We start from the raw sequence: 8,920 nt of genomic DNA, 5'->3' as shown, positions 1-8,920 counted from the left end.
CAGGTCGGTGCCGTCAACCCGATAGCTCGACCAACGCTTCTTGGCCCAGGTGATGCCCTGGGCGGCAAGGAAGCGGCCAATGCCGCGGTTCAAGGGTTCGACCTGCAAACTGTCAGGCGAGAAAAACAGGCGTTTCTCGACGTGGTCGGCCCAGACGTCGAGGTGGTTCTGTTCCTTGCGCACCCGCTGGCCCGGCAACTGAATGCTCATGCGCAGCAAGCTGCGTTCCTTGCTATGGCGTTCGGCATAGCTGAACTCGACAAACCGCAGGGGCCGCACGCCAGTGGCGCGATCGGTCTTGAGCGGGGCCAGCCGGAGCATTTTGTGGTGCTCGGCCTGCACGTCCGCCCAAGGCAGTTCCGCCGCGGCTGTGGCGGCCGTTTCGGCGGCGGTGTCGGGTGAAGTTTCAGTTTCAGTCATAACGGCAAAATCCTGTCCTGGCCGGCTTGTCGGCAGCTGTTGCGCTGTCCGACACCGGTTTATCGGCCGGATTTGCCAAGACTGGAGGGCTATAGGCCACTAAACCCGCTTAACGGGCGGCCAACGTGCCAATAAAAGTCAGGATGTGCCCGCTGAGTTCGGCTGCCAGCGGTAGGTTGGGATCCTTATACGAAGCCAATTGCCGCTTCACATCGTTGGGCACGATGCGCATTACGTGATTCATGCCCTCGATAAGCGCGAGTTCGGCGTCGGGCTTGGCGGCTTTCAACTGTCTGGCGTCGTCGACGCTGACCTGGATGTCGTGGCTACCCTGGATGATCAAGGCCGGCATCTTCAGCGCCGCGAACGCCTGGGCCGGGTCCTGGCGGAACAGCGAAATCAGGTAGGGCTGCACGCTGGGCCGGAAGATCACTTGCAACTGCGCAGGAACATTCGCGTCGGGGCGGCCGGCCTTGAGACTGTCGAGCAATTCGTTGCTGCGCAGCATTAGCGGTGGTGGCAGGCGGGCGCTGAGTTGCTGGCGCAAGACCTGGTCGATGGGACGGGCGCTGCCGGCCACCGAAATAACCGCCGCCGCGTTGGCCTGGGGCGCGGCGAGGCTGGCGATCAGGGCACCTTCGCTGTGGCCCAGCAGAATCAACGGGCCCAGTCGCGGGTCGGCGCTCAGCTTGTGGCTCCAGGCCACGGCATCGGCGACGTACGCTTCGACGCTCAGGTTGCGCTCGTCCGGTGTCGCCGCAAGGCTGGCGGCCACGCCGCGCTTGTCGTAGCGCACGCTGGCGATGTTGTGCTTGGCCAGTACCCAGGCCAGGCGCTTGAGGCTGTCGTTGCGCCCGCCCTCGGGGTTGTTTCCGTCACGATCCGTAGGACCTGAGCCAGAAATGATCAGGACTACGGGCACCGGCGTGTCGGACTTTGGCAGCAGCAGGGAGCCGAAAAGTTCACCGTTGCCCGTGTCGAGACTGATGGGGCGTTGCAGCACGGTGGCCTGGGCGAAGCCAGAAAGCAGGCCGGTCAGCAGGGTAAGGCTCAAGGCAAACGCTCTTAACATCATGACGCCATTAGTTACGAAGGTGCCGGTTGGACTGGCGGGCACCGATAAGGTTCGAGGATGAACTACTTGGGGAGCCTGCGTATACTGGCGCCCATCTCGACTCTCAGCGATTTCACGGAGCGCCCTGCATGTCCGGCAATACCTACGGCAAGCTGTTCACCGTCACCACCGCGGGCGAAAGCCATGGCCCGGCGTTGGTCGCCATTGTCGACGGCTGCCCGCCGGGCCTGGAGATTTCCCTGGAAGATCTGCAGCGTGACCTGGACCGCCGCAAGCCCGGCACCAGCCGCCACACCACCCAGCGCCAGGAAGCCGATGAAGTCGAAATCCTTTCCGGCGTGTTCGAAGGGCGCACCACCGGCTGCGCCATCGGGCTGCTGATCCGCAATACCGACCAGAAGTCCAAGGACTACTCGGCCATCAAGGACCTGTTCCGCCCGGCCCACGCCGACTACACCTACCACCACAAATACGGCGAGCGCGACTATCGCGGCGGCGGGCGCAGTTCGGCCCGGGAAACCGCGATGCGCGTGGCGGCCGGGGCGATTGCCAAGAAATACCTGGCCAGCCAGGGCATCGTCATCCGTGGCTACATGAGCCAGTTGGGCCCGATCGAAATCCCGTTCAAGACCTGGGATTCGGTGGAGCAGAACGCCTTCTTCAGCCCCGACCCGGACAAAGTGCCGGAGCTGGAGGCCTACATGGACCAGTTGCGCCGGGACCAGGATTCGGTCGGCGCGAAGATCACCGTGGTCGCCGAAGGCGTGATGCCTGGCCTGGGCGAGCCGATCTTCGACCGCCTCGACGCCGAACTGGCCCACGCACTGATGAGCATCAACGCGGTGAAGGGCGTGGAGATCGGCGCCGGTTTCGCCTGTGTGGCCCAGCGCGGCACTGAACACCGTGATGAACTGACCCCGCAAGGTTTCCTCAGCAACAATGCCGGCGGCATCCTCGGCGGCATCTCCTCGGGCCAGCCGATCGTCGCGCACCTGGCGTTGAAGCCGACGTCCAGCATCACCACGCCGGGACGCTCCATCGACGTTCATGGCAACCCGGTCGACGTCATCACCAAGGGCCGCCATGACCCCTGCGTGGGCATCCGCGCCACGCCGATCGCCGAAGCGATGATGGCGATCGTGCTGATGGATCATCTGTTGCGCCATCGCGGCCAGAACGCCGGCGTCAGAGTCGGCACGCCGGTGCTGGGTCAGCTTTGATGGCTGGCCTGCCGACCGCCGTGGCCTGACGACCATGGCGGCGTTGCCGTACTGGCGGCTTTCCAGTTTTTACCTGTTCTATTTCGCGTTGCTCGGTTCGACCGCGCCGTTCCTGGCGCTGTACTTCGATCACCTGGGGTTCAACGCGGCACGTATTGGCGAACTGGTGGCGATCCCCATGCTGATGCGCTGCGTGGCGCCCAACCTCTGGGGTTGGCTGGGGGACTACACCGGCCGGCGCCTGGCGATCGTGCGGTTCGGTGCGATCTGCACGCTGCTGAGCTTCTCGCTGATCTTCATCGACAAGAGCTACGCCTGGCTGGCGATGGTCATGGCGCTGCATGCGTTCTTCTGGCACGCGGTGCTGCCGCAGTTCGAAGTCATCACCCTGGCCCACTTGAGCGGGCAAGCCTCGCGCTACAGCCAGATCCGCCTGTGGGGCTCCATCGGTTTCATCATTACCGTGGTGGTCCTTGGCCGCTTGTTCCAATGGCTGAGCCTGGACATTTATCCCGTCGCCCTGGCCTTGATCATGGGTGGCATTGTACTCAGCAGCTTTTGGGTACCCAACGCCCAGCCGGTGCAGGGGCCGCGCGTGGCCGGGGACGGTTTCCTGCGGCAATTGCGCAACCCGGGGGTGCTGGCGTTCTATGCCTGCGTCGGCCTGATGCAGATGAGCCATGGGCCGTATTACACCTTCCTGACGTTGCACTTGGAGCGCCTGGGCTACAGCCGTGGATTGATCGGCGTGCTCTGGGCCGTCGGCGTGGTGGCCGAAGTGCTGGTGTTCCTGTTCATGAGCCGGATCCTGGCGCGGTTTTCCGTGCGCCGGGTGCTGATGGCGAGTTTCCTGCTGGCTGCGCTGCGCTGGTTGCTGCTGGGGTCGCTGGCCGAGTTTCTTTGGGTGTTGTTGTTTGCCCAGGTGCTGCACGCGGCGACGTTCGGCAGCTTTCACGCCGCTGCCATCCATTTCGTGCAACGTAGTTTCGGCCCGCGCCAGCAAGGCCAGGGACAGGCGCTGTACGCCGCGCTGGCCGGGACCGGCGGGGCGTTGGGCGCACTGTATTCCGGCTACAGCTGGAATGCCTTGGGCGCCGGTTGGACATTCAGCATCGCCAGCCTCGCAGCCTTCGCTGCAGCCGTTATCATTGCCACACGCATGCAAGAGGACAGGCCATGAGCCTTACCCGTGAACAGCTCGCCCAGCAGATCATCGACGCCGGGCGTTTTTTATACGGTCGCGGTTGGTCGCCGGCCACCAGCAGCAACTATTCGACCCGGTTGTCCGCTGACCAGGCCTTGCTCACCGTGTCGGGCAAGCACAAGGGACAGTTGTGCATCGACGATGTGCTCGCCACCGACCTGGATGGCAACAGCCTGGAGCCAGGCAAGAAACCGTCGGCCGAAACCCTGCTGCACACCCAGTTGTATCGCTGGCGTCCGCAGATCGGTGCGGTGTTGCACACCCATTCGGTGAACGCCACGGTGCTGTCGCGCCTGACCGGCGAAGCGTTCATTGACTTTGAAGACTATGAACTGCAAAAAGCCTTCAGCGGCGTCACGACCCATGAGTCCTGCGTCCGCGTGCCGATATTCGACAACGACCAGGACATCACGCGCCTGGCGGCGAAGGTCCAACCCTGGCTGGACGCGCATCCCGATTGCGTCGGCTACTTGATTCGTGGCCACGGCCTGTACACCTGGGGGCCGGGCATGAACGATGCGTTGCGCCAGATCGAAGCGTTTGAATTCCTGTTCGAGTGCGAGCTCAAGACCCGCGCACTCCTGAACCGATAATTGCTGGAGCCATTGCCATGAGCAGCCTGTCCGTCTACCACGTTTCGAGTCCCGAAATTCCGAACAAGGTCCTGACCCACTTCGAGGACATCGCCTCGACCCTGGCCGAAAAAGGCGTGCGGTTCGACCGTTGGGAAGCCGCGACGAAAATCCAGCCCGGCGCCAGCCAGGATGAAGTGATCGCCGCCTACAAGACCCAGATCGACAGGCTGATGACCGAGCGCGGCTACGTCACGGTCGATGTCATCAGCCTCAACAGCGACCATCCACAGAAAGCCGAACTTCGCGCCAAGTTCCTTGATGAACATCGGCACGGCGAGGACGAAGTGCGATTTTTCGTTGCCGGCCGTGGGCTGTTTACCTTGCACATCGACGATTATGTCTACGCGGTCCTGTGCGAAAAGAACGACCTTATTTCCGTGCCGGCCGGTACGCCGCACTGGTTCGACATGGGTGAACACCCGCATTTCGTTGCCATTCGCCTGTTCAACAACCCGGAAGGCTGGGTCGCCAAGTTCACCGGCGACGACATCGCCAGCCGCTTCCCGCGCCTGGAGGACTGACTTCGTGACGATCAAAGCCATCCTCACCGACATCGAAGGCACCACCAGCGCGGTGAGTTTTGTCTTCGACGTGTTGTTTCCCTATGCCGCCGAGCACCTGCCGGATTTCGTCCGGCAGAACGCCGGTCGCGCCGACGTGGCGGAACAATTGGCCGCTGTGCGTCGCGACAGCCATGAGCCGGACGCCGATGTGGAGCGGGTCATCACAATCCTGCTGGGCTGGATTGCCGAGGACCGCAAGGCCACGCCGCTCAAGGCGTTGCAGGGCATGGTCTGGGAGCAGGGCTACCAAGCTGGGCAGTTGAAAGGTCATGTCTACCCGGATGCGGTGCAGGCACTGAAAGATTGGCACCAGCACGGCTACCGGCTGTTTGTGTATTCCTCGGGCTCGATCCAGGCGCAAAAGCTGATTTTTGGCTGTTCCGAGGCGGGCGACCTGTCGCCGTTGTTCAGCGGTTATTTCGACACCACGTCCGGGCCCAAGCGGGAGGCGCAGTCCTACCAGCGCATCAGCGAGGCGATGGGCATCGCGCCAGGGGAGATTCTTTTCCTGTCGGACATCGTCCAGGAACTGGACGCGGCCCGTGACGCCGGGATGGCCACCTGTGGCCTGGCGCGTGAAGGTGGTGAACTGGCCGGTCACGAAACCGTGGCGAGCTTTTTGGACATCGAGCCGTCCCGGTTCGGCGCCTGAACGGCAGGCAAAAAAAATCAGGCCATGGAACCGTAAGGTTCCAGGCCTGATCCCAACACAGCGTGTCAGGCGCTGTGGTAGGTCGGTAGCGCGAAGCGGTGCTGGCTTTGCAGCATCGCCACGGGCGGCAATTCGCTGGCTTGCTCAGCCAGGTCGCGGCGAATCGCACTGATGGCCCAGGACAACTGGTCCCCGGCGTGCAATTGCGCGTAGGAAATCGTGCGCTTGAACAGTTTGCCGTCGCTGTTGCGCAAGGTCAGCAGGATGCCGCCATCCGGGCGTGCCTGGGTGGTGACTTCGTAGTTGGAAAACAGCGATGCAAATTTCTCTTGAATCATATTCATCGTTCATTGCTCCATGGTGTGGCAAACCGTGGAGGGGTAGTTGCAGTGTCTGTGCCAGCATTTGATTAATTTAAAAACCCTTTAAAAACAACGATATACGTAAATCCCGTATTTTTGGTTTCGTGCAACTTGCATGAACGGCCATCGTGCATCCTGCATTTTGCGTGGTCGGACGATTATTTATGGAACCAAACCGTGTCCTCGCGCTCACGCCTCGCCTGTGCCGGGCAGCGGATACAAAACATTGCAAAAACCGCATGTACAGCCGTCAAACGGCTGGGTACTTTCGAGCCGAAATCCGCACACGCCCATGACAAGAACCACGGCCCACGAGGTCGAGCGGGGAAGGATCACCCATGAGTCGTAGACCCAGCGATGCCATTACCTGGGGCATGATGCTGCGCAAGCTGCCCACCATCGCCAGGGCGGTTCCCCGCATTGTCAAAGGCATGAAACTCGCCAACGTCCAGGATCCGACGCAGCCCTGCGGCCTGGGCTGGTGCTTCGAACAGGCCACGCAACGCAATCCCCAAGGCCCGGCGCTGCTGTGCGGCGACACGGTGCTGAGTTATGCACAGGTCAACGAGCAGGCCAATCGCATCGCCCGTTACTTGTTGACGCAAGGCGTCGCGAAGGGCGATTGCGTAGCGATTTTCATCGAGAACCGTCCACAACTGCTGGTCACCGTGCTGGCGGTGGCGAAGGTTGGCGCGGTCAGTGCGATGATCAATACCGCGCAGACGGGCGATGCCCTGGTCCACAGCCTCGCGTTGGTCACGCCGGTGGCCGTGGTGGTCGGGGACGAACGGGTTGCGGCGTTCGACGACGTGCGTGCCCGGATCGGGCTATCGCACGGGCGAACCTGGTGGGTGGCGGATCAGGAAAACGTCCCTGCGCCGTCCGGATTCGTCGACCTGATGCGCGCAAGCGAGCAATACCCGGGTGATAACCCGGCCAGCAGCCAGCACGTATTCTTCGATGATCCCTGTTTCTATCTGTACACCTCTGGCACCACCGGGCTGCCCAAGGCCGGGGTCTTTCGCCATGGCCGCTGGATGCGCACGTCCACCAGTTTCGGCCTGATCGCCTTGGACATGCAGCCTGAGGACATCGTCTATTGCACGCTGCCGCTGTATCACGCCACTGGCTTGTGTGTGTGCTGGGGCGCGGCGATATGCGGTGCCTCGGGGTTCGCCATGCGCCGCAAATTCAGCGCCAGCCAGTTCTGGAGCGACGTGCGACGGTATCAGGCAACGACGCTGGGTTACGTCGGTGAGTTGTGCCGTTATCTCGTTGATCAGCCCGCCAGCGCCTCGGACCGGGAGCACCGCGTGACGAAGATGATCGGCAACGGCCTGCGCCCCGGCGCGTGGGCGGCGTTCAAGACTCGTTTCGGCGTTGACCACATCTGTGAGCTTTATGCGGCCAGCGACGGCAATATCGGCTTCACCAATATCCTCAACTTCGACAACACCGTCGGGTTTTCCCTGATGGCCTGGGCGCTGGTGCGCTACGACCACGACAGCGGCGCGCCATTGCGCAACCTGCAGGGACGCATGCAGAAAGTTCCCAGGGGTGAGCCGGGCCTGCTCTTGGCCCGCATTGATGACAAGGCACCACTGGACGGCTACACCGATCCGACCAAGACCGAGAAAATCATCTACCGGGACGTGTTCGTCCCGGGCGATCGCTACTTCAATACCGGTGACCTGCTGCGCAACATCGGTTTCGGCCATGGGCAGTTCGTCGATCGCCTTGGCGACACCTACCGCTGGAAAGGCGAAAACGTTTCCACCACCGAAGTCGAGAACGTGCTGCTGCAACATCCGCAAATTGCCGAGGCGGTGGCCTATGGCGTCGAGATCAACGGCACCAATGGCCGCGCCGGCATGGCCGCGATTACGCCGGCCGAATCCCTGGCGACCCTGGACTTCAGCGAGCTGCTGCGGTTTCTGCAATGCAAGCTGCCTGCTTACGCGGTGCCACTGTTCTTGCGCATCAAAGTGAAGATGGACACCACCGGCACCTTCAAATACCAGAAGACCCGTCTCAAGGCCGAGGCCTTTGACCCCTGCCTCACGGGTGATGAGCCGATCTACGCCTGGCTGCCTGACAGCTCGACCTATGTGCGTGTGGACCGGCAATTGTCGACAGGGATCCAGGGCGGACAGTACCGCTATTGATTCTGGCTATGACCGCTGCAGATAAAAAAGGGATGACAGGCCCCGGGTCCCTCGGGAAACTAGCGGCTTTGCAACGAACCGATGGAGTTTCCATGTCCGATACAAGCCGCCAGATGACCCCGGAAGAGGCTGCGGAGTTTGCCGAGCAGGTCTTCAACGTTGCCCGCCAGGGCGACGCCGCGATGATGGCCGCGCTGCTGAGCAAGGGCTTGCCGCCGAACCTGCGCAATCACAAGGGCGATACCTTGTTAATGCTGGCCGCGTATCACGGGCATGTGGAGACGGTGAAAGTCCTGCTGGAGCACAAGGCTGATCCGGAAGTCCGCAACGACAACGGCCAGAGCCCGATTGCCGGGGCGGCGTTCAAGGGTGACCTAGCGGTGGTTTCAGCCTTGGTGGACGGCGGCGCGCAAGTGGAAGGTTCCTCGTTCGATGGCCGCACGGCGTTGATGATGGCGGCGATGTTCAACCGGGTAGAAATCGTCGATTACCTGATCAGCAAAGGCGCCGACCCCAAGGCCAAGGATGCCAACGGCGTCTCGGCACTGGACGCCGCCAGGACCATGGGCGCGGTGGACACCACGGCGCAGTTGGAAAAATTGATGGCCCTGTAGGAGCTGCCGA

General features: G+C 62.3%; 9 protein-coding genes and 1 pseudogene. 7 read left to right on the top strand and 3 right to left on the bottom strand.

From position 1 onward, the window contains the following. Both OC610_RS15490 and OC610_RS15485 read right to left on the bottom strand, forming a co-directional pair. Window positions 1-420, bottom strand: a pseudogene (locus OC610_RS15490) (hypothetical protein); the annotation flags it as partial. Between the two features lie 109 nt (window positions 421-529). After that, window positions 530-1,495: an alpha/beta hydrolase gene (locus tag OC610_RS15485; protein WP_264428828.1), complete on the bottom strand. Its 966-nt coding sequence runs from the start codon at window positions 1,493-1,495 to the stop codon at window positions 530-532. Between the two features lie 128 nt (window positions 1,496-1,623). Here OC610_RS15485 and aroC point away from each other — a divergent pair, with 128 nt between their 5' ends. Genes aroC through mtnC form a run of 5 tightly spaced genes read left to right on the top strand, consistent with a single transcriptional unit; the run spans window position 1,624 to window position 5,769 of the window. Beyond that, entirely contained in the window at window positions 1,624-2,715 is a 1,092-nt protein-coding gene (aroC, locus tag OC610_RS15480; RefSeq protein ID WP_264428826.1) for a chorismate synthase, read from the top strand. 34 nt (window positions 2,716-2,749) lie between these two features. Then, on the top strand, window positions 2,750-3,895 hold the full coding sequence (locus OC610_RS15475; protein ID WP_181289810.1) for an MFS transporter: 1,146 nt from the start codon (window positions 2,750-2,752) through the stop codon (window positions 3,893-3,895). Then, entirely contained in the window at window positions 3,892-4,512 is a 621-nt protein-coding gene (locus tag OC610_RS15470; RefSeq protein ID WP_264428824.1) for a methylthioribulose 1-phosphate dehydratase, read from the top strand. Before OC610_RS15475 ends, OC610_RS15470 begins: the two co-directional genes overlap by 4 nt. A 17-nt stretch (window positions 4,513-4,529) precedes the next feature. Beyond that, window positions 4,530-5,075, top strand: a complete 546-nt coding sequence (locus OC610_RS15465; RefSeq protein WP_264428823.1) for a 1,2-dihydroxy-3-keto-5-methylthiopentene dioxygenase — start codon at window positions 4,530-4,532, stop codon at window positions 5,073-5,075. Between the two features lie 4 nt (window positions 5,076-5,079). Beyond that, window positions 5,080-5,769: an acireductone synthase gene (gene mtnC, locus OC610_RS15460; protein ID WP_264428822.1), complete on the top strand. Its 690-nt coding sequence runs from the start codon at window positions 5,080-5,082 to the stop codon at window positions 5,767-5,769. 65 nt (window positions 5,770-5,834) lie between these two features. Here mtnC and OC610_RS15455 read toward each other — a convergent pair whose 3' ends face one another. Then, window positions 5,835-6,113: a DUF3509 domain-containing protein gene (locus OC610_RS15455; RefSeq protein ID WP_030142324.1), complete on the bottom strand. Its 279-nt coding sequence runs from the start codon at window positions 6,111-6,113 to the stop codon at window positions 5,835-5,837. A 356-nt stretch (window positions 6,114-6,469) separates the two neighbouring features. Here OC610_RS15455 and OC610_RS15450 point away from each other — a divergent pair, with 356 nt between their 5' ends. Together OC610_RS15450 and OC610_RS15445 are read left to right on the top strand one after the other, a co-directional pair. Further along, entirely contained in the window at window positions 6,470-8,296 is a 1,827-nt protein-coding gene (locus OC610_RS15450; RefSeq protein WP_264428821.1) for a long-chain-acyl-CoA synthetase, read from the top strand. Between the two features lie 92 nt (window positions 8,297-8,388). Continuing rightward, window positions 8,389-8,910, top strand: coding sequence for an ankyrin repeat domain-containing protein (locus tag OC610_RS15445; protein WP_264428820.1), 522 nt, complete (start codon window positions 8,389-8,391; stop codon window positions 8,908-8,910). Window positions 8,911-8,920: the final 10 nt, after the last annotated feature.

Origin of the sequence: Pseudomonas agronomica, from assembly GCF_025917275.1 — a bacterium.
GTDB classification, from domain to species: Bacteria; Pseudomonadota; Gammaproteobacteria; order Pseudomonadales; family Pseudomonadaceae; genus Aquipseudomonas; species Aquipseudomonas agronomica.
Note: the sequence above shows the minus strand (reverse complement) of the source record. Positions and strands in the feature narration are given on the sequence as shown.

Bases quoted from the DNA above. Each gene is read 5' to 3' on its own strand.
- OC610_RS15485 (WP_264428828.1), bottom strand. From the start codon at position 1,495: ATGATGTTAAGAGCGTTTGCCTTGAGCCTTACCCTGCTGACCGGCCTG.
- aroC (WP_264428826.1), top strand. From the start codon at position 1,624: ATGTCCGGCAATACCTACGGCAAGCTGTTCACCGTCACCACCGCGGGC.
- OC610_RS15475 (WP_181289810.1), top strand. From the start codon at position 2,750: ATGGCGGCGTTGCCGTACTGGCGGCTTTCCAGTTTTTACCTGTTCTAT.
- OC610_RS15470 (WP_264428824.1), top strand. From the start codon at position 3,892: ATGAGCCTTACCCGTGAACAGCTCGCCCAGCAGATCATCGACGCCGGG.
- OC610_RS15465 (WP_264428823.1), top strand. From the start codon at position 4,530: ATGAGCAGCCTGTCCGTCTACCACGTTTCGAGTCCCGAAATTCCGAAC.
- OC610_RS15455 (WP_030142324.1), bottom strand. From the start codon at position 6,113: ATGAATATGATTCAAGAGAAATTTGCATCGCTGTTTTCCAACTACGAA.
- OC610_RS15450 (WP_264428821.1), top strand. From the start codon at position 6,470: ATGAGTCGTAGACCCAGCGATGCCATTACCTGGGGCATGATGCTGCGC.
- OC610_RS15445 (WP_264428820.1), top strand. From the start codon at position 8,389: ATGTCCGATACAAGCCGCCAGATGACCCCGGAAGAGGCTGCGGAGTTT.